Source organism: Geothrix paludis (assembly GCF_022808815.1).
In the GTDB taxonomy this organism is placed as follows: Bacteria; Acidobacteriota; Holophagae; order Holophagales; family Holophagaceae; genus Geothrix; species Geothrix paludis.
In genome coordinates, this window is the sequence record NZ_JAKZLC010000001.1 from 431,202 (window position 1) to 447,524 (window position 16,323).

General features: G+C 69.5%; 16 protein-coding genes. 8 read left to right on the forward strand and 8 right to left on the reverse strand.

The window, feature by feature from the left end; genetic code table 11:
* Positions 1-35 precede the first annotated feature (35 nt).
* Positions 36-812 (reverse strand): enoyl-CoA hydratase-related protein, encoded by a 777-nt coding sequence (locus MLE64_RS02005; protein ID WP_243315247.1) that lies wholly within the window; start codon positions 810-812, stop codon positions 36-38.
* 59 nt (positions 813-871) lie between these two features.
* Between MLE64_RS02005 and nadC the strand changes: the two genes are divergently transcribed.
* On the forward strand, positions 872-1,720 hold the full coding sequence (gene nadC, locus MLE64_RS02010; protein WP_243315249.1) for a carboxylating nicotinate-nucleotide diphosphorylase: 849 nt from the start codon (positions 872-874) through the stop codon (positions 1,718-1,720).
* 86 nt (positions 1,721-1,806) lie between these two features.
* Here nadC and MLE64_RS02015 read toward each other — a convergent pair whose 3' ends face one another.
* From MLE64_RS02015 to lipB, 3 genes are all read right to left on the reverse strand, one after another.
* Positions 1,807-3,327 carry a TolC family protein gene (locus tag MLE64_RS02015; RefSeq protein WP_243315252.1) on the reverse strand — a complete coding sequence of 507 codons (1,521 nt, stop codon included), beginning with the start codon at positions 3,325-3,327 and terminating at the stop codon, positions 1,807-1,809.
* A gap of 149 nt (positions 3,328-3,476) precedes the next feature.
* Positions 3,477-4,616 carry an acyl-CoA dehydrogenase family protein gene (locus tag MLE64_RS02020; protein WP_243315254.1) on the reverse strand — a complete coding sequence of 380 codons (1,140 nt, stop codon included), beginning with the start codon at positions 4,614-4,616 and terminating at the stop codon, positions 3,477-3,479.
* Between the two features lie 137 nt (positions 4,617-4,753).
* Positions 4,754-5,881 (reverse strand): lipoyl(octanoyl) transferase LipB, encoded by a 1,128-nt coding sequence (lipB, locus tag MLE64_RS02025; RefSeq protein ID WP_243315257.1) that lies wholly within the window; start codon positions 5,879-5,881, stop codon positions 4,754-4,756.
* A gap of 58 nt (positions 5,882-5,939) precedes the next feature.
* Here lipB and MLE64_RS02030 point away from each other — a divergent pair, with 58 nt between their 5' ends.
* Positions 5,940-7,391, forward strand: coding sequence for a serine/threonine-protein kinase (locus MLE64_RS02030; RefSeq protein WP_243315268.1), 1,452 nt, complete (start codon positions 5,940-5,942; stop codon positions 7,389-7,391).
* A gap of 23 nt (positions 7,392-7,414) precedes the next feature.
* Positions 7,415-8,665 (forward strand): BaiN/RdsA family NAD(P)/FAD-dependent oxidoreductase, encoded by a 1,251-nt coding sequence (locus MLE64_RS02035; RefSeq protein ID WP_243315270.1) that lies wholly within the window; start codon positions 7,415-7,417, stop codon positions 8,663-8,665.
* Here MLE64_RS02035 and MLE64_RS02040 read toward each other — a convergent pair.
* The 3 genes from MLE64_RS02040 to MLE64_RS02050 all read right to left on the reverse strand — a co-directional run bounded on the left by MLE64_RS02040 (position 8,662) and on the right by MLE64_RS02050 (position 11,025).
* On the reverse strand, positions 8,662-9,672 hold the full coding sequence (locus MLE64_RS02040; protein ID WP_243315272.1) for a type I glyceraldehyde-3-phosphate dehydrogenase: 1,011 nt from the start codon (positions 9,670-9,672) through the stop codon (positions 8,662-8,664). The two genes, MLE64_RS02035 and MLE64_RS02040, sit on opposite strands and share 4 nt — an antisense overlap.
* Before the next feature lie 3 nt (positions 9,673-9,675).
* The gene (gap, locus tag MLE64_RS02045; protein ID WP_243293557.1) at positions 9,676-10,680 is read right to left on the reverse strand and encodes a type I glyceraldehyde-3-phosphate dehydrogenase; all 1,005 of its coding nucleotides are present in this window, start codon (positions 10,678-10,680) and stop codon (positions 9,676-9,678) included.
* Between the two features lie 120 nt (positions 10,681-10,800).
* Entirely contained in the window at positions 10,801-11,025 is a 225-nt protein-coding gene (locus tag MLE64_RS02050; protein ID WP_243286319.1) for a helix-turn-helix domain-containing protein, read from the reverse strand.
* Positions 11,026-11,165: 140 nt separating this feature from the next.
* Between MLE64_RS02050 and pyk the strand changes: the two genes are divergently transcribed.
* Positions 11,166-12,587, forward strand: coding sequence for a pyruvate kinase (gene pyk, locus MLE64_RS02055; protein ID WP_243315274.1), 1,422 nt, complete (start codon positions 11,166-11,168; stop codon positions 12,585-12,587).
* Positions 12,588-12,597: 10 nt separating this feature from the next.
* Positions 12,598-13,125, forward strand: a complete 528-nt coding sequence (locus MLE64_RS02060; protein ID WP_243315276.1) for a DinB family protein — start codon at positions 12,598-12,600, stop codon at positions 13,123-13,125.
* Here the strand turns inward: MLE64_RS02060 and MLE64_RS02065 are convergent.
* Positions 13,104-13,400, reverse strand: coding sequence for a hypothetical protein (locus MLE64_RS02065; protein WP_243315279.1), 297 nt, complete (start codon positions 13,398-13,400; stop codon positions 13,104-13,106). The genes MLE64_RS02060 and MLE64_RS02065 overlap by 22 nt on opposite strands.
* Positions 13,401-13,429: 29 nt before the next feature.
* On the opposite strand from MLE64_RS02065, the gene MLE64_RS02070 reads away from it, so the two are divergent.
* Genes MLE64_RS02070 through MLE64_RS02080 form a run of 3 tightly spaced genes read left to right on the forward strand, consistent with a single transcriptional unit; the run spans position 13,430 to position 16,319 of the window.
* Complete coding sequence (locus tag MLE64_RS02070) at positions 13,430-14,656, forward strand: CinA family nicotinamide mononucleotide deamidase-related protein (RefSeq protein ID WP_243315281.1); 1,227 nt, start codon at positions 13,430-13,432, stop codon at positions 14,654-14,656.
* A gap of 12 nt (positions 14,657-14,668) precedes the next feature.
* On the forward strand, positions 14,669-15,334 hold the full coding sequence (plsY, locus tag MLE64_RS02075) for a glycerol-3-phosphate 1-O-acyltransferase PlsY (RefSeq protein WP_243315291.1): 666 nt from the start codon (positions 14,669-14,671) through the stop codon (positions 15,332-15,334).
* Positions 15,321-16,319 (forward strand): NAD(P)H-dependent glycerol-3-phosphate dehydrogenase, encoded by a 999-nt coding sequence (locus MLE64_RS02080; protein ID WP_243315293.1) that lies wholly within the window; start codon positions 15,321-15,323, stop codon positions 16,317-16,319. Before plsY ends, MLE64_RS02080 begins: the two co-directional genes overlap by 14 nt.
* The last annotated feature ends 4 nt before the right edge of the window (positions 16,320-16,323 follow it).

Below are 16,323 nucleotides of genomic sequence, written 5' to 3' on the forward strand. Positions count from 1 at the left end.
CCATTCGGCCCCGTTTTTCTGCGGAAGTAAAAAGACTACAGGCCCTTGAACTGCGCCTGGCGCTTCTCCAGGAAGGCGCCCATGCCCTCCTGCATGTCCTGGGAGGCGGCGAGAAGGCCGAAGAGGGCGGCCTCGTACTGGAGACCCTGGTCCTGGGGCATCTCGATGCCTTCGTTCACGGCGGCCAGGGCGCTGCGAAGGGCCAGGGGGCCCCGGGAGAGGATGGTCTTGGCCAGCTTCTCCGCGGTGGCCTTGAGATCCGCCAGCGCGACCACGCGGCTCACGAGGCCCATGCGCAGGGCGTCGGCGGCGGCGGTCATCTCGGCGCTGAGGATCATGTCGAGGGCCACGCCCTTGCCCACGAGGCGGGGCAGGCGCTGGGTGCCGCCGTAGCCGGGGATGATGCCCAGGCTCACCTCGGGCAGGCCGAATTTGGCATTCTCACTGGCGATGCGGATATGGCAGGCCAGGGCCAGCTCGCAGCCGCCGCCCAGGGCGAAGCCGTTCACGGCGGCGATGACGGGCTTGGGCATGGACTCGATGCGCTGGAACACGGCCTGGCCGCGCAAGGCCTGCACCCGGGCGCTGGCGGTGTCGAGGGACTTCAGCTCGGAGATATCAGCGCCGGCCACGAAGGCCTTCTCCCCGGTGCCCGTGACCACCACGACGCCCACCTCGGCGTCCTGCTCCAGGTCTGCGAAGGCCAGATCCAGCCCTTTCAGCACCTCGTTGTTGAGGGCATTGAGCTTCTCGGGCCGGTTGAGGGTGACCCAGGCGATGCGGTCGGCTTTCTCGACGAGGACGAAGGACATTGGGAGGCTCCTGGTTTGGGATCGGTGTCGAACATTGTACGCTGGGGCCGGAGTGACCGATGTTCCATCCCCCGCACCCCGAGACCTACCGCGACCAGCTGCGCGCCTTCCTGCGGGAGGACTGGGGCACCCAGGACTGGACCACGGCCTCGGTGCCGGACCGCCCCATGACAGCCAAGGTGGTGGCGAAGGAAGACCTGGTACTGGCGGGGCTGCCCGTGGCCGTGGAGGTCCTCCGGATCACCTGCCCGAACCTCAATGCGGACCTGGCCCGGCACGACGGGCAGCGCGTCTCCGCGCAGACGGAAGTGATGCGCCTGCGGGGTTCCAGCCATGGCATCCTGCTGGCCGAGCGGGTCGTGCTGAACCTCCTCCAGCGGCTCTCGGGGACGGCCACCCTCACCCGGAAGTTCGTGGACGCGGTGGAAGGCACCGGCGCGCGCATCCTCGACACCCGCAAGACCACGCCCGGCCTCAAGCTGCTGGAGAAGTACGCCGTGCGCTGCGGCGGCGCCGTGAACCACCGGCTGACCCTGGGCGATGGCGTGCTGCTCAAGGAGAACCACCTGGCCGCGGCCGGGGGGGTGCGGGCCGCGGTGGAAGCCGCCCGCCGGGTGGCGCCCAACCTCGTGAAGATCGAGGTGGAGGTGGAGACCCTGGGCCAGCTCAAGGCCTGCCTGGACCTTCCGGACGTGGACGGCGTGCTGCTGGACCACATGTCCCTGGACCAGATGCGCGAAGCGGTGGCCCTGCGGGACCGCAGCGGCCGGCGCCTCTTCCTGGAGGCCAGCGGCAACATCACCCTGGAGCGGGCCCGGGCCGTGGCTGAGACCGGCGTGGACTTCCTCAGCGTCGGCGCCCTCACCCACAGCGCCCCGGCCGTGGACCTCAGCCTCCGGATGGACTGACCCATGTTTCGACTCCGCCACTTGGCGGCGGTGTCATCTGCAAAACGGGCCCCGGATGGGGCCCGTTTTGCAGCCGGGAACGGACCTTATTTGACTTCCAGCTTCCTGGCTTCCAGCAGGTGCCCCAGGGCCTTCTCCAGGGCGGTCACGGCCTTGGCGTAGGTGATCTGGGCCTGCAGCTCGTTGCCCTTGGCGGTGTTCAGGTCGTTGAGCTTGGAGAGCACGAGGAAGTTGGTGCTCATGCCGTTCTCGAACTTCTTCTGCTCGGCCTCGAGATCCTTTTCGCGGAAGATGCGCGTCTTCTCGGCGGCGACCACGCCCTTGCCGGAGGCGTCCAGGTTGCGGAAGGCTTGGCGCACTTCAAGCGTGATGCCCAGCTCCAGGTCGCGGAGGGTCAGCTCGCTCTGGCGCCGGTTGGCGCGGGCCTGGGCCTGGTTGCCCCGGGCCGCCCGGTTCTGGATGGGCATGGAGAACTGGAGGCCCACCGTGTAGCCGGGGTAGGTGCCCTTCGTGAGGTCCTTGTTGACCGCGGCAAGGCCTTCGGACGGGATCTGGGAGGCCGCGTTGCCGGTGTAGGTGGCGAAGGCGTCCAACTGGGGCAGGATGCGGTTGTTGGCCGCGGTCTCGAGGGCCTGCTTGGATTCCAGGTCGAGACGGGCCGTCCGGAGTTCGATGCGGTTGGCCAGGGCCTGCTTCTCGGCCGTGGCCTCATTCAGCTCCAGGGGCTTGATGCTGGGGGCATCGGCCGGTTCCAGGTTCAGGGGGCGCTCGGAGGAGGGATAGAGCGCGCGGATCAAGGCGTCCTTGGCATTCAGGAGCTGGGCTTCGGCCGAAATGATGTCCTGCTGGGCCTGGGCGACCGAGGCTTCGGAGGAGGTCACCTCGATGGGGGCCAGGGTGCCCACCTGCACGCGGATCTGGTTTTCGTTGAGCTGCTTCTGGGCCAGGGCCAGGGCCTGCTGCTTGTTCTCCAGGTTGCGCTGGGCGAAGACCACATCCCAGTAGAGGGACTCGGTGCTGGCCACCAGGCCGATGATGGAGAGCTGGAAATTGAGGTCCGCGGCCTGGGCGCTCTTGCGCGCCACGATCAGGCGGCTCTCGGTGGCCGCGCGCCCGAAGTTGCGGAGCAGGCTCTGGGAGTAGGTGGCCGAGAAGCTGCCGTCGTAGGGATTGGTCGTGGTGCCCGTGTAGAGGCTGCCGGTGTGGAAGCTGTACAGGGGCGCGTAGCTGAGACTCAGGTTGCCGCCCCAGCCGAAGGCCTTGGTGGAACCCACGGTCAGGCTCCGGTTGAACGCCGTGCCCTCCAGGGTTCCGAAGGTGCCGTCGCCGTTGGGATAGCGGAAGCCGTCCTGCGTCTTGCTCACGCTCAGGCCGCTGGTGAGGTTCCAGTCGAAGGCGCCCTCCTCGATGGTGAGGCCGGCCCGCGTGAAGTCGCGCGTCTCGACGGCGATCTGCACCTGCAGGTTGTTCTTCAGGGAGGTCTCGATGGCCTGCTGGAGCGTCAGCTTGGCGGCGGCGGAGGGTGCGGTGGCATCGGCCTTGGGAGCCTCCTGGGCCACCAGGGAGAAGGCCACCAGCAGGGCCGGAAGGAACAGGGGACGCGTCATCACCACTCCTTGGAGATCGAAAAGAGCCACCGTGGGATCAGGCTGCCTACGAACGGCACCCGCCAGAGGGTTAGACCCTTCCTGGACTTGAAAGGATGACTCCCTCGCAACGTGAGGGCAAGTCCTATTTCATCGGGTGTTGAATATTTCTACTTCAAGAGTTCCCGGGCGATGACCATGCGCTGGATCTCGCTGGTGCCTTCGTAGATGGTGGTCACGCGGACATCCCGGTAGAGCCGCTCGACGGTGTATTCCCGGGAGTACCCGTAGCCGCCATGGATCTGGACGGCCCGGTCGCAGATCCAGACCGCGCTTTCCGTGGTGAAGAGCTTGGCCGTGGCGGCCTCCACGGTGCAGGGCTTGCCGGCCCCCTTGAGGGCGGCGGCCCGGTAGACCAGCAGGCGGGCGGCCTGGAGGCGCGCTTCCATCTCGGCCAGGTAGGTCTGGATCATCTGGTGCTCGCCGATGGGCTTCCCGAAGGACATGCGCGCCCTGGCGTAGGCCACGCTCTCGTCCATGGCCCGCTGGGCGATGCCCAGGGCCTGGGCCGCGATGCCCACGCGCCCGCCGTCGAGGCCGCCGAAGGCCACCTTCAGTCCATCGCCGGGCTTGCCCAGCATGGCGTCCTCGGGCACGAAGGCGTCCTCCAGGGCCACCATCACGGTCTTGCTGGAGCGGAGGCCCATCTTGGCCTCGGGCCGGCCCATGACCACGCCCGGCTGATCCGCGTCGAGGATGAAGGCACTGATGCCCTTCTTGCCCTTGTCCGGGTCGGTGCGCGCCATGGTGACGAAGTAGCGGCCCACGCCGCCGTTGGTGATCCAGGCCTTCGCGCCGTTCAGCTTCCAGCCGCCGTCCACCCGGGTGGCTCGGGTCTTGAGGGCCGCGGCGTCGGAACCCGCGTCGGGCTCCGTGAGCATGAAGCCGCCGATCATCTCGCCGTTCGCCATGGGCTTGAGGTACTTCTGCTTCTGGGCCTCGGTGCCGAAGGCCAGGATCGGCCCGCAGGCCACGGAGTTGTTCACGCTCATGGTCACGGCCACGGAGGCGTCGGCGTAGGCCACCTGCTCCAGGGCCAGGATGTAGCTGAGGAAGTCCACGCCGGCACCGCCGTAGGCTTCCGGCACGACCATGCCCATGAAGCCCATCTCCCCGAGCTGCTTCACGATGTCACTGGGGAACTCGCCGCTGGCATCCCGGGCCGAAGCTCCGGGTTCGATCTCGGACATCGCGAAGTCCCGCGCGGCGTCGCGGATGGCGGTCTGGTCCTCGGTGAACTGGGGGAACATGGGCGGCTCCGGTTGGACATCCCAGGTTAGCAAGGCGGGAACGGGCGACCTTGGCGCCGCCCTCTGCTGGCCCCGGAATCACAGACCGCCGATGCCCGGGCTCGGGGAACCTCCAGCTTTCCGGGAGGGGGATGCGTTCAGCAGCCGAGGGCTTTCCTCAGCAGCCCCAGCGCAGCCTTGGAGCCCTCCCACTTCATGAGCTCCAGGGCCTCCTCGGGCGCGCACCACTTGAACTCGCTGTGCTCCAGGGGCTCCAGGCGGACGGGGGTCTCGGCGGACACCTCCATGGAGAAGCAGGTCTCCGTGTTGAACCTGGGCTCCGCATCCGGAAAGCGCACGATGGCGGGGTCCACCCAGAAGCTGTGGGAGAGGCCCAGGGGGCGCAGCGTGCCGGTGAGACCCGTCTCCTCCATCAGCTCCCGGTGGGCGGTCTGCTCGGGCGTCTCGCCGGGCTCCATCATGCCCGTGACACTCTGCCACCAGAGCCCGTGGGCGGGGACGCGGAGCATCATCAGGATCTCGGGGCCCGCCGCGCCGCGCCGCCAGGTCATGGCGGAGACGCTGCGGCTGGGTTCGCGGACCGGTCGCAGGTCCATGGCGAGGCAGGTGACCAGGTGGGCCTGGAGGTGGTCCGCCGCGACTTCCCACGCGGGCGCGTTCTCGCCCAGCAGCGATTGGAGGCTGCAGACGCCCTTGTCGGTGAAGCCGCAGGGCGTGATCCAGCGGAAGTGGTCCAGGTTGGGGCGCACGTTGAAGGCGATGCCGTGGGTGGTGATCCAGCGGCTCAGGTGGAGGCCGATGGCGCCCAGCTTCTCGAGGCCCCGCGGGGTCTCGACCCAGATGCCGGGAGCGCCCTGGAGCCGGTCCGCTGCCACGCCGAAGTCCGCCGCGGTGCGGATCATGGCCTCTTCCAGCCCGCGCACCAGGCGGCCCACGTCCTCGCGGCCGCCCCGGAGGTTGCAGATGGGGTAGGCCACGATCTGGCCCGGGCCGTGGTAGGTGACCTCGCCGCCCCGATCGGTGCGGTGGACGCTCACGCCCTGGGCGGCCAGGAAATCGTCGCTCATGTGGATGTCGGCGGGCGTGGCGTTCCTGCCCAGCGTGAAGACGGGATCGTGTTCCAGGAGCACGAGCTGGTCGGGATTTCCCGGCTGGCTCACATGAGCGGCCAGGGCCTTCTGCATGCGGAGGCCCGCGGGGTAGAAGACCCGTCCGAAACGGCGGAGCTGGGCGGGACGGGGATTGGAGAAGCCGACTTCGGACATGCCTCGAGTGTAGCCGGGGCGACGGGCCGGCCCCGCCTCTGGCATGATCGTTGGAAGGATGAGTCTGGATCCTTCCACCATTGGCCGCTTCAAGGTCCTCGGCACGCTTGGTTCTGGCGCGATGGGAACGGTGTATCTGGCGGAAGACCCCCTGCTCAAGCGGGCCCTGGCCATCAAGGTGGTCCGGGAAGGCACCGGCGACGCGGAGGTGCTGCTCCGCTTCAAGCGCGAGGCGGAGATCTCGGCCCGGCTGAACCATCCCAACGCCATCACGGTCTACGACGTAGGGGAGGCGCAGGACCTCGGACCCTATCTCGTCATGGAGTACGTGGAGGGAGAATCGCTGTCGGACCGGATCCGGCGCGGCCCGCTGGATCCCGACGAAACGGCGGGTCTGCTGATCCAGGCCGCGGATGCCCTGGTCGCCGTGCATGCCCTGGGGATCCTCCACCGGGACATCAAGCCCGAGAACTTCATGGTGGCCAGGGACGGACGCCTGAAACTCATGGACTTCGGCATCGCCCGAGGCGACCAGACGGGACGGCTGACCACGACATCGACCTTCCTGGGCACGCCTGCCTACGCCGCTCCGGAGGTGCTGAACGGCGAGAGGGCCACCCCGGCCGCCGACCGCTGGGCCCTGACGCTCACGGCCTTCGAGATGCTGACGGGCACGCTTCCGTTCGCGGGAGACAGTGTAGGGGCGACCCTCTACCGGATCGTGCATGAGGCTCCGGTCTGGCCGCCGGATTTCCCTTCCGACCTGGCCGAAGTCTTCGGGAAGGCCCTGGACAAGAACCCCGAGAAGCGGTACCCGGACCTCTCCTCCTTCCTGGCGGCCCTCATCGAGGCGCTGCCCATGTCTCCGGAGCGCCGCGCGGCCCACTTGGCCCAGCTGGCCTCCACGGCTCCGGTGAAGGCCACGGGCACGCTGAGGCTCGAGCACCCGGCCGCCGCATCTCCACAGCGCCGATGGCTCTGGGCTGGGGGCGCCCTCCTGGCGGCGCTCGCGCTCGGGTTCCTGGTGCTTCGGCCCGAGCCCAGCCGCGTGCTGTCCATCGAATCGAAGCCCGGAGGCGCCGAGGTGTTCCTCGACGGGACGTCCCTGGGGCGGACGCCGCTGCGCCAGGTGGTGGTGAAGGGGAAGGCGGACCTGCTGCGCCTGGAGAAGGCGGACTATCTGCCCTTGGCCTATCACCTGAAGGCGGAGGACAAGGACCTGGCCCTCCGGCTTCAGCCGGCGCCTTTCCAGGTCCAGGTGACCACCGAGCCGGCGGGCGCCGCGATCCTGCTGGATGGAGAACCCAAGGGGAAGACCCCTGCCGCCATCGAGATTCCCGGAGAAGGCAGCCATCAGCTTCGGCTCGAACTGGAGGGCTACCAGCCCTGGATGGCGGTCCCTGAGCGGCACCGGTCCCTGCCGGATTCCATCCAGCTCCAGAAGCACCGGGGGAAGAAGGGCGCCGGTGACGGAAAGATCCGGAAGTTCTTCAAGGGGATCTTCCAGTAGGCGCGCTCCGTCATGATGGACCCATGGCGAGCGTGATCGTGGTGGGCGGCGGTGCGGCGGGGCTGGTGGCGGCCTGGCGGGCCGCGTCGCAGGGGCACGCCGTGACGCTGCTGGAGGCGAACGGCCGCCTGGGCGTGAAGCTCCGCATCAGCGGTGGCGGCAAGTGCAACATCACCCACGACGGCCCACCGAAGGCTCTGCTGGCGGCCTTTTCCAAGGACCAGGCCCGCTTCCTTCGCCCCTCCCTGCATGCCTTCGGCAATGGGGCCGTGCTGGACCTGTTGCGCCGGGAGGGCGTGGAGACCTACACCCGGGAGAACGGCCGGGTGTTCCCCCAGGACCGCCCCGGCAGCGCCGCGGCCGTGGTGGCCGCCTTCGAGACCCTCGTGCGCCGGGTGGGCGTGGACGTGCACACAGGGGCCCGCGTGACGGCGCTGGAGGGCCGCATGGCCGGGCAGGAAGGCGGCGCGCCACGCCTGGCGGCCCTGCGCCTGGGCGAGACAAGGATGGAGGCGGACCACGTCATCCTCGCCACCGGCGGGGCGAGCTATCCCGAGACCGGCACGCGGGGGGAGGTGCTGGGGTGGCTGAGGGAGCTGGGCGTCCCTGTGAAGCCCTGGTTCCCGGCGCTGGCGCCCATCCCTCTGGCGCGACCACGCCCCGCCTGGGAGGGCGTGGCCCTGAGGAACGGTGAGCTTCGGCTGAGCGCGGGGCCCGCCGGGCGCCGGCTGGCCGCCTTCGCGGGGGATGTCCTCTTCACCAGGACCGGCATCAGCGGCCCCGCCGCCCTGGAACTGAGCCAGGCCGTGGAGCGCGCCCGCCGCGACGGCGCGGCCTGGCTGACGCATGCAAGCCTCCTGGAGGCGCCGGAGGCGGTGGACGCCGCGCTCCAGGCGGAGGCACGCGCCAACCCGCGCCTGCGGGCGGCCACGTGGCTGCAGCGGCGCCTGCCGGAACGGCTGGTGGAGGATCTGCTGCCGGAGGCTGGGGTCGGCCGCGACCTCATGCTCAAGGATCTCTCCAAGGTCGGGCGGCGGACGCTGGTGGGCCTCGTCACGGCCCTGCCGCTGGGCGCGCCCCAGCCCGTCCCCCTGGCCCGGGGCGAGGTGGCGGCGGGGGGGGTGGACCTGGTCGCCGTGGACCCGCGCACCATGGCGCTGCGCGGTTGGGAGAACCTGCGGGTCTGCGGCGAGCTGCTGGACCTCGACGGTCCCGTGGGCGGCTACAACCTCCAGGCTGCGTTCAGCACCGGGTACGCGGCGGGGACGATCTAGACCTGTTTGGCCAGATCCAGGACCAGCTCGCAGAGCCGGGCCGCATAGCCCGTCTCGTTGTCGTGCCAGCCGAAGACCTTCACGAACCGCGGGCCGAGGGTCATGGTGAGATCCAGATCCATCAGCACGCTTTCCGCCCGGCCGGTGATGTCGCTGCTGACCGCGTGGGGCGGGGCCAGGTCCACGAGGCCCTTCCACGAACCAGCCACGGCGGAGGCGTAGGCCGCGTTCAGGGCGGCGGCATCGGCCTCGCGGTGGAGGGTGGCCACCACGTCCACCAGGTTGACGTTCAGGGTGGGAACCCGGAGGGCCACGCCGTCGAAGGCGGGCGGCAGATCCGGCATGACCCGGTGCAGGGCTCCGAAGGCGCTCGAGGTGGTGGGGATGATGCTCAGGAAGGCCGCCCGGGCGCGGCGCAGGTCCTTGTGGGGCAGGTCCAGGAGGCGCTGATCGTTGGTGACCACGTGGACAGTGCTCATGCCCGCGTGGTCGAGGCCGAAGGCGTCGTCCAGGATCTTCAGCATGGGGGCCGTGGCGTGGGCGGTGCAGCTCGCGTTGGAGATCACCCGGTGGCGGGCCAGGTCGAGCCCGGAGCCGTTCACGGGGGCGATGACGGTGTAGTCCGCGTCGGGGCTGGGGGCGCTGATCACGACGTGCGACACGCCATTTTTGAGATGCCGGGTGGCGTCGACTTTCCGGGTGAAGCGGCCGCTGGCCTCCACCACGAGGCGGGTGCCGGCGGGGAAGGGGATCAGGGCCGGATCCGCGGCGTGGAAGAGGGGCACCCGGCGCCCGCCCAACAGCAGGAAATCCTGCCCGCCCTCCGTGAGGCCTTCGATGGGCTCGCGGCTGGGGCCGTGGACGGAGTCGTAGCGGAGCAGGTGGACCAGCTGGTCCATGGGGGCGGGGTCGTTCACGGCGCCCAGGGCGCCGGGCTGGGTCGCCGTCAGGCGACGCACCAGCAAACGGCCGATGCGGCCGAGGCCATTCAGGGCTAGGGCGGTCATCGGCTAGAGGCGCTCCAGCAGGTGGACACAGAGGTCCTTCAGGCGGGCGGCGTAGCCGAACTCGTTGTCGTACCAGGCGAAGACCTTGACCAGTCGAGGTCCCAGCACCTTCGTGAGGTAGGGGTCGTACAGGGTGCTGGCGGTCCGTCCCCGCAGGTCCGCGCTCACCAGCTCCGCGTCGAGCACCTCCAGGTAGGGCGCCAGGGGGCCGGTCTCGGCGGCCTGGCGGTAGGCCTCCTGCACGGCTTCCAGGGTGGCGTCGGACTTGAGGGTGGCGGTGAGGTCGACGATGCTCACATCGGGGGTGGGGACGCGCACCGCCAGGCCGTCCATGCGGCCCTTGAGGTGGGGCAGCACCAGGCCGATGGCCTTGGCCGCGCCCGTGCTGGTGGGGATCATGCTGAGGGCCGCGGCCCGCGCCCGGCGGAGATCCTTGTGGGGGAGGTCGAGGACCCGCTGGTCGTTGGTGTAGCTATGCACCGTGGTCATGAAGCCGTAGTCGATGCCGAAGGCCTCGTCCATCACCTTCACCAGGGGGCCGAGGCAGTTGGTCGTGCAGCTCGCGTTGGAGATCACGTGCTCGTTCGCGGGATCCAGCGTCGCTTCGTTCACGCCCATGACGATGGTGCGGTCCGCGTCGCCGGAGGGCGCGCTGATGATCACGTGGCTGACGCTGCCCTGGAGATGGACGGCGGCCTGGGCCCGCTTGGTGAACTTCCCGGTGCATTCCAGGACCACCTGGGCTCCCTGGGCGCCGAAGGGGATGAGCTGGGGGTCCTTCTCCGCGTAGACCCGGATGCGGCGCCCGTCCAGCACCAGGTAGTTCCCGTCGGAGGCCACCGGGAAGTCCGCGGGGCCATGCACGGAGTCGTACTTCATGAGGTGGGCCAGGGTGGCGGCGTCCGTGAGGTCGTTCACCGCCACCACGCGGACATGGGGCACCTTCATGAGGTGCCTCAGCACCAGCCTCCCGATCCGTCCCAACCCGTTGATGGCCACCTTCTTCATGGCGCCCTCCGATTCCCAGTTGTACCGATCCGGGGCGGTCCTGTCGAAAGAAAAGGGGGTGCGGTATGCAAAATGAAAAACCCGGCGAAGCCGGGTTTTCGTCCGCAGGTGGAGCAGAGGTCAGCTGGCGAGGCTGACGCGCTTGAGCCGGCTCGTCGGAGCCTCCAGCTTCTTGGCGAGCGTGTTTCGATGGATGCCCAGTTCGCGGGCCGCGGCGCTGTGGTTCCCCTCGTGGGTCGCCAGCACCTCCTCCAGGTACACCCGCTCGAACTCGCGGCGCGCCAGCTCCAGAGGCACACCGCCACGCACCATCTCCGCCACGAGGATACGCAGCTTCTCGCGCATTCCGTCTTCTCCATCATCCGTATCGGGATCAAGAAGGTAGCACCGCGATGAAAAGAGTGAAAGCCCCGTGACAACCTCAAAACGCAGGCGCAGACTGTGGAAAAGTGTGTGGAATGCCTGTGCATGAAATGGGAGCTGATGTGCGCAAGACCAAACTCGTGATGACCTTGGGACCTGCCCTGATGCAAGGCGACCGGTTGCGGGAATCCCTTCGCGAGGCGGATGCGGTCCGGCTGAATGCCAGCCATGGGGACCCCGCGACGCGCCTGGAGGCCCTCCAGAAGGTCCGGACCCTGGCCGCGGAACTCGGTCGCTCCATTCCCGTGTTCCTGGACCTCCAGGGTCCGAAGTGGCGGGTGGGCCTGCTGGAGGCGCCCGTGGACCTGGCCGAGGGCAGCGAGGGGGTCTTCCACGCGCCCGGCGCCACCGTTCCCGCCGGCGTGGCCTGGGCCGCGCCCCTGCCGCATCCCGAGCTCTTCGAGGGGGCCGAGCCGGGCCAGCTCTGGCTCCTGGACGACGGCGCCATCACGGTGAGGATCCTCGCGAAGAGCGCGGACCTGCTGAAGGCCCAGGTGGTCATCGGCGGCCCCCTCAAGGCGCGGAAGGGCGTCCATCCCATCGGCATGGACATCAATGTGGATCCGCTGACCGAGAAGGATCACGCCGACATCCGGTGGGGCGTGGAGCACGAGGTGGATCTCTTCGCCCAGAGCTTCGTCCGCCGGGCCTCCGACGTGCAGCAGCTCCAGGCCATCATCCAGCACCTGGGCGGAACCCAGCCCATCATCGCCAAGATCGAGCACCCCACGGCCCTGGCCCACCTGGGCGAGATCCTCGACGTCTCCTGGGGCGTGATGGTGGCCCGCGGCGACCTGGGCGTGGAACTCGGCGTGGAGCGGGTCCCCGGCCTGCAGAAGGAGATCATCCGGGCCGCCCGCAAGGCCCTGAAGCCGGTGATCACCGCCACCCAGATGCTGGAGAGCATGATCGAGCACGCGCAGCCCACCCGCGCTGAGGCCAGCGACGTGGCCAACGCCATCTGGGACGGCACGGACGCCGTCATGCTCAGCGCCGAGAGCGCCACGGGGGCCCATCCCGTGGAAGCCGTCCAGTGGCTGGCCCGCATCGCCGCCGAGGCGGACAGCAACGTGAAGCAGCGCACCCCCACGCTGCCCGACGAGCTGGCCGAGAAGGTGCTTTCCCGCACGGACATCTCCGTGGCCTTCGCCGCCTGCCGCACCGCGGACGAGATCAACGCCCGCTGGATCGTGGCATTCACCGAGGGCGGCGGCACGGCCCGCATGGTGAGCCGCCTGGCGGGTCGCACGCCGGTGCTGGGAGCCACGGTGGATGAGGTCACCGCCCGGCGCATGGGCCTCCTGCGGGGCGTCACGGCCCTGCTCATCCCCCGGGTGAGCAGCACGGACGAGATGGTGTCCGTGGTGCGCGAGCTGCTGGTGGCCAAGCACGAACTGGGGCCCCTCGACCGCGTCGTCATGACCATGGGCCTGCCCTTGTGGAAGACCGGCAGCACGAACACCATGAAGGTGATGACCTTCTGAAGGAGAGCTCATGAGCCTCACCCGTCCGCTCCCCGGTGAATACGCCGAAGGCTACGCCACCTACATCGCCGAGGCCGGCGAGGGCGATGTGCTGGCCCTCCTCCAGGCGCAACAGGAGGAGGTCGTGGCCCTGTTCGGGGGACTGTCCGACGCCCAGGGCGGGTTCCGCTACGCCCCCGGCAAGTGGAGCCTGAAGGACCTGCTCCTGCACCTCAGCGACACCGAGCGCATCTTCGCCTACCGCTGCCTGCGCATCGGCCGGGGGGACACCACCCCCCTGGCGGGCTTCGACGAAGATCCCTATGCCACCGCCGCCCAGGCGGACTCGCGCACCATGGCCGACCTGCTGGAGGACTGGCGCGCCGTGCGCACGGCCAGCCTTACCCTCTTCCGCAGCCTGCCGGACGCAGCCTGGGGGAACCAGGGCACCACCAACAACCGCCCCATCACGGCCCGCTGCATCCCCTACATGGTTCTGGGCCATGCGGCCCACCACCTGACAGTGATCCGCGAGCGCTACCTGCCCGTGCTGAAGTAGCCTTTCCACTCATCCAGCGCATCCGCCAGCTTCTCCAGCTGGGCGGGCTCCGTGGTGCGGAAGCGGCTCACCAGCTTCCAGCCCTGGGCCACCTTCTGGTACCGGTGCAGCCAGAGGGAAGGGCCCTCCCAGTCGCCTTCGGGATCGGTCTTCGTCTTCACGAGAAACGCCACCGTGGTCCAGGGCCCCCGGGCCAGAAAGCGGCGGCTCAGCTCCTGGATGCCGGACTCCTCGTCGGATTCCAGCACCAGGTCGTCGAGATCCGGGATGATCATGGCCGCTCCTTATCGGGCATGATTCTACGATGCGCATCGAATGCATCGCCATCGGCACCGAGCTGCTCACCACGCGCCGCCTGGATACGAATTCCGTGTGGCTGGGGGAGCGCCTGGCCTCCCTGGGCCTGGCCTTCCACCGCAAGACCGCCGTGGGGGACAGCCATGAGGACTTGGCCGCGCTCTTCCGGGAGGCTCTGACGCGCTCGGACCTCATCCTCACCACGGGCGGCCTGGGACCCACCTTCGACGACTTCACGAAGGAGTGCTTCGCGGAAGTCCTGGGCGCGGAGCTGCGCGAGGACGCGCAGAGCCGCGAGGACATGCTGGCCTTCTACGCCGCCCGGAAGCGCGTCCCGCCCGAATCGAACTTCAAGCAGGCCCTGCTGCCGGAAGGGGCGGAGGCGCTGCGCAACCCTGTGGGCACGGCTCCCGGCGTGTGGTGGGAGGGCCCGAAGGGGCATCCCGGTGTGCGCATCGTGATGATGCCGGGGGTGCCCCGCGAGATGAAGCGCATGTGGGAGGACCAGGTGGAGCCCCGCCTGCGCGCCCTGGCGGGGGCTTCCACGCACACGCTGCGCATGGTGGTGGCGGGGGTGCCTGAGAGCGCCCTGGACGAGCGCATCCGCCCGGTCCGGGAGCGGCACGGCCACCTGGACTGGACCATCCTCGCCAGCCTCACCCAGGTCGAACTGCTGGCCCGCGGCTTCGATCCCGCGGCCCTGGAGGCCGCCCGGGCCGACTTCCAGCCCGTGCTGGGTGAGGACCTGGTGGGCGTGGGGGAGGGCAACCTCGAAGATGCGGTGTTGGCGGGCCTGAAGGCCCGGGGCGAGACGTTGGCCGTGGCCGAGAGCGTGACGGGCGGTCTGCTGGCCTCACGCCTCACGGCAATTCCCGGGGCGAGCGACGTGTTCCTGGGGGGCGCCACGGTCTATTCGGCCAAAGCCAAGGTGGCCCTGCTGGGGCTGAATGCGGCGCAACTGGCCCAGGACGGCACCGTGTCCGAAGCCACCAGCCGCGAGCTGGCCGAGAAGGTCCGGGCCCGGCTGGGCGCCACCTGGGGTCTGGGGATCACCGGCAATGCCGGCCCGAGTGCCGAAGGAGGCGCGCCCGTGGGGGCCCTGTTCATCGCCTTGGCGGGACCAGAGGGAACGGTCGCGAAAGCCCTGACCATCCCTGGTGACCGGGTGGACGTGCAGCTGCGGGGCACGGCTTGGGCTTTGGACCTGCTGAGGCGGGTCTCGCGGATCGGCTGATACACTGCGTCCATGCCATCGCCACTCGTGCCTTCCCCGATCCTCTGGTGCCTCGCCGCCTTCCTATGCGGCAGCATCCCCTTCGGCCTCCTGCTGGTGAAGCTGGCCGGGAAGGGGGATGTGCGGGCCCATGGCAGCGGCAACATCGGCGCCACCAACGTGAGCCGGGTTGGCGGCAAGGCATTGGGCGTCGTCACGTTGTTGCTGGATATCGCCAAGGGTTTCCTGCCCGTGTTCCTGGCGAAGAAGGCGGGCGTGGGCATCGACCTGCTGGCCCTCATGGCCCTGGCGGCCGTGCTGGGCCACGTGTTCACCCCCTGGCTGAAGTTCCAGGGCGGGAAGGGCGTGGCCACGGCCCTGGGTGTGATCCTGGCCGCGGACGCCGCCATGGTCCTCCTGCCGATGGGGATGTTCATCTTCGCCCTGTGGCTCACCCGCCATGTGAGCCTCGGCAGCATCCTGGCCGCGGCCATGGTGCCGGTGCAGCTCTTCCTGACCCGGGGCCCACACCGCCCCGTGGCGGAGCTGCTCGGCCAGGGGCCGGCGCCGGTCCTTCCCTGGGCCGCCCTGGCCATCCTGGTGATCTGGAAGCACCGCGAGAACATCTTGCGCCTGCAGGCGGGCACGGAATCCAAGCTGTGGGGCGCGAAGAAGGAGGACGCGAATGTCCAGGGCTGACATCGGCGTCTTCGGCTCCGGCGCCTGGGGCACGGCCCTGGCCATCACCTGGGCCCATGCGGGCGCGAAGGTGGCGCTCTGGGGCAATTTCCCTGACGAGATGGCCCAGATGGCCGCCACGCGCAGGCACCTCCGCCTGAAGGACGTGACCTTCCCCGAGAACCTTCAGACGTCGGACGATCCGACCGAAGCCTTCCGCGCCCCGCTGTGGATCTCGGCCATGCCGACCCAGGTGACGCCGGATGCCTGGAGGATGCTGCGTCCGAAGGCGCCGCAGGCGGCCGAGCTCGTGATCCACGTCAGCAAGGGCATCCTCCAGAGCACCCACCAGACCCTGTCCCAGGCGCTGACGGGAGTGCTGGACATGCCCGTGGGCGTTCTCTCCGGCCCCACCTTCGCCGACGAGGTCAGCCGGGGGGTCCCTTCGGCCATCGTGATGGCCCTGCCGCCCACCGTGAGTGACGCGCGGGCCATGGCGCTCCAGGCCCAGCTCTCCTCCGAGAAACTGCGCATCTACCTCAGCCGGGACGTGGTCGGCACGGAGCTCTGCGGCGCACTCAAGAACGTCCTCGCCATCGCGGCGGGCCTGGTGGACGGCCTCAAGCTGGGCTACAACGCCCGGGCGGCCCTCATCACCCGGGGCCTGGCCGAGATGGCCCGGCTGGTGGAGGTGCTGGGCGGCCAGCCGTCCACGGTGATGGGCCTGGCCGGCATGGGCGACCTGCTGCTCACGGCCACGGGCCCCCAGAGCCGCAACCGCACCTTCGGCGAGCTGGTGGGGAAGGGGAACAGCGTGGAAGCGGCCCGGGACGCCCTGGGCGGCCAGGTCATCGAAGGCATGTTCACCACGGACGCGGCCCTGGCCCTGGCCAAGGAGCACGGCCTGGACCTGCCCATCGCCGCCGAGGTCCACCGTCTCCTCAACGGCGAGCGCCCCGAGGAGGCCGTGCGGCGGTTGATGACGAGGTCGTTGAAGTCCGAATAGGAGG

Coding starts and splice junctions, on each gene's coding strand:
- MLE64_RS02005 (WP_243315247.1), bottom strand. CDS start 812: ATGTCCTTCGTCCTCGTCGAGAAAGCCGACCGCATCGCCTGGGTCACC.
- MLE64_RS02065 (WP_243315279.1), bottom strand. CDS start 13,400: ATGATCATCCCGGATCTCGACGACCTGGTGCTGGAATCCGACGAGGAG.
- nadC (WP_243315249.1), top strand. CDS start 872: ATGTTCCATCCCCCGCACCCCGAGACCTACCGCGACCAGCTGCGCGCC.
- MLE64_RS02070 (WP_243315281.1), top strand. CDS start 13,430: ATGCGCATCGAATGCATCGCCATCGGCACCGAGCTGCTCACCACGCGC.
- gap (WP_243293557.1), bottom strand. CDS start 10,680: ATGAAGAAGGTGGCCATCAACGGGTTGGGACGGATCGGGAGGCTGGTG.
- plsY (WP_243315291.1), top strand. CDS start 14,669: ATGCCATCGCCACTCGTGCCTTCCCCGATCCTCTGGTGCCTCGCCGCC.
- MLE64_RS02020 (WP_243315254.1), bottom strand. CDS start 4,616: ATGTTCCCCCAGTTCACCGAGGACCAGACCGCCATCCGCGACGCCGCG.
- MLE64_RS02080 (WP_243315293.1), top strand. CDS start 15,321: ATGTCCAGGGCTGACATCGGCGTCTTCGGCTCCGGCGCCTGGGGCACG.
- lipB (WP_243315257.1), bottom strand. CDS start 5,881: ATGTCCGAAGTCGGCTTCTCCAATCCCCGTCCCGCCCAGCTCCGCCGT.
- MLE64_RS02015 (WP_243315252.1), bottom strand. CDS start 3,327: ATGACGCGTCCCCTGTTCCTTCCGGCCCTGCTGGTGGCCTTCTCCCTG.
- MLE64_RS02060 (WP_243315276.1), top strand. CDS start 12,598: ATGAGCCTCACCCGTCCGCTCCCCGGTGAATACGCCGAAGGCTACGCC.
- MLE64_RS02050 (WP_243286319.1), bottom strand. CDS start 11,025: ATGCGCGAGAAGCTGCGTATCCTCGTGGCGGAGATGGTGCGTGGCGGT.
- MLE64_RS02040 (WP_243315272.1), bottom strand. CDS start 9,672: ATGACCGCCCTAGCCCTGAATGGCCTCGGCCGCATCGGCCGTTTGCTG.
- MLE64_RS02030 (WP_243315268.1), top strand. CDS start 5,940: ATGAGTCTGGATCCTTCCACCATTGGCCGCTTCAAGGTCCTCGGCACG.
- MLE64_RS02035 (WP_243315270.1), top strand. CDS start 7,415: ATGGCGAGCGTGATCGTGGTGGGCGGCGGTGCGGCGGGGCTGGTGGCG.